Genomic DNA, 1,358 nt, shown 5'->3' on the forward strand with positions numbered 1-1,358 from the left:
TTAGTTCAGAGGAGGACAACACTATCTAACACTGATTAAAATAGGGGTGTAAGCTATGTTCTATTTAGGTATTGATATCGCTAAACATAAACATTATGCGTCCATTATCGACCAAACTGGAAAACCTATTACTAAGCCATTTCCCTTTCAGAATCATAAAGAAGGCGGACAAGCACTGTTAAATTGGATGTACCAATATATTGAGTCTCCTACAGAAATACTGATTGGAATGGAGGCAACAGGACATTATTGGTTAGCCGTTTATTCTTTTCTACTTGATCATGGCTTCTCAGTCGTTGTATTAAATCCAATTCAAACCAATGCTTGGCGAAAAGGAACAGAAATTAGAAAGCGAAAAACAGACGCCATTGATGCCACTATGATTGCCGATATCATTCGATTCGGCCGTTTTGTTGAAACCCCACTTGTGGACGAGAAAATGTTCGCTCTAAAACAAATGAGCCGCTTTCGTAATGCGCTTGTAAGTAATATGAGTGATTTAAAACGAAAAGCTCTTGTCGTATTAGATCAGACTTTCCCAGAGTACCAAAGCATCTTTTCGGATGTTTTTGGTAAAACTTCTTCGCAAATCTTACTTGAATATGCCTCTCCTAGTGACTATGAACAGATATCTATTGATGATTTAACACAAATAATTGAGCAAACCAGTCGTAATCGACTGGGGAAGAAAACAGCCAACAAGCTAATGGAATTAGCCTCTAATTCGTTTGGTGTTACCTTCTGTAAAGACGCTTTTTCCTTCCAACTAAAAATGTTGATGGAACAAATTCGTTTTATCGAAGATCAAATCAAAGAATGTGAAGAAGAAATGTCACAACTTTTAATTGATTTAGATACTCCTATCATGACAATACCTGGTGTTGGGCCCATTTTAGGAGCCACTATACTAAGTGAAATTGGGGATATTCACCGCTTTGACAAACCATCTAAACTTGTCGCTTACGCAGGCATTGATGCCTCTGTGTCCCAATCTGGACAATTTGAAGCCTCAGGTACGTCTATATCCAAACGTGGTTCTTCTCATTTGCGTAGAGCCTTATTCCAAGCGGCTATTACAGCGCATAAACATGACCCTGTATTAAAAGCTTTTTATGAAAAGAAACGAAAGCAAGGAAAGCACTACTATGTTTGTATAGGGGCGGTAGCTAGAAAGCTGTGTTACATTATCTATGCCATTCTTAAAAGCAATAAGCCTTATGAAGTACCACCTCACACAACAGAAACATGACCTTTTCATTTTTTTTGAAAATCCTTAGGTTTATTTGGCACGCCCTTTTTTAGAAAAACACCCCCTATTTATATAAAAAACTCCCCTTGACTTCTCATAGTTGGTCTTT

General features: G+C 37.8%; 1 protein-coding gene. It reads left to right on the top strand.

Going from position 1 to position 1,358, the window contains the following annotated elements; all coding sequences use genetic code 11:
- Positions 1-55 precede the first annotated feature (55 nt).
- Positions 56-1,249, top strand: a complete 1,194-nt coding sequence (locus ACS2CR_RS34120) for an IS110-like element ISBth13 family transposase (RefSeq protein WP_000499523.1) — start codon at positions 56-58, stop codon at positions 1,247-1,249.
- Positions 1,250-1,358 lie beyond the last annotated feature (109 nt).

The organism is Bacillus cereus group sp. BceL291, from assembly GCF_051776705.1.
GTDB classification, from domain to species: Bacteria; Bacillota; Bacilli; order Bacillales; family Bacillaceae_G; genus Bacillus_A; species Bacillus_A cereus.

What these genes read in the sequence shown, in the direction of transcription:
- ACS2CR_RS34120 (WP_000499523.1), top strand. Translation starts at nt 56, where the DNA reads ATGTTCTATTTAGGTATTGATATCGCTAAACATAAACATTATGCGTCC.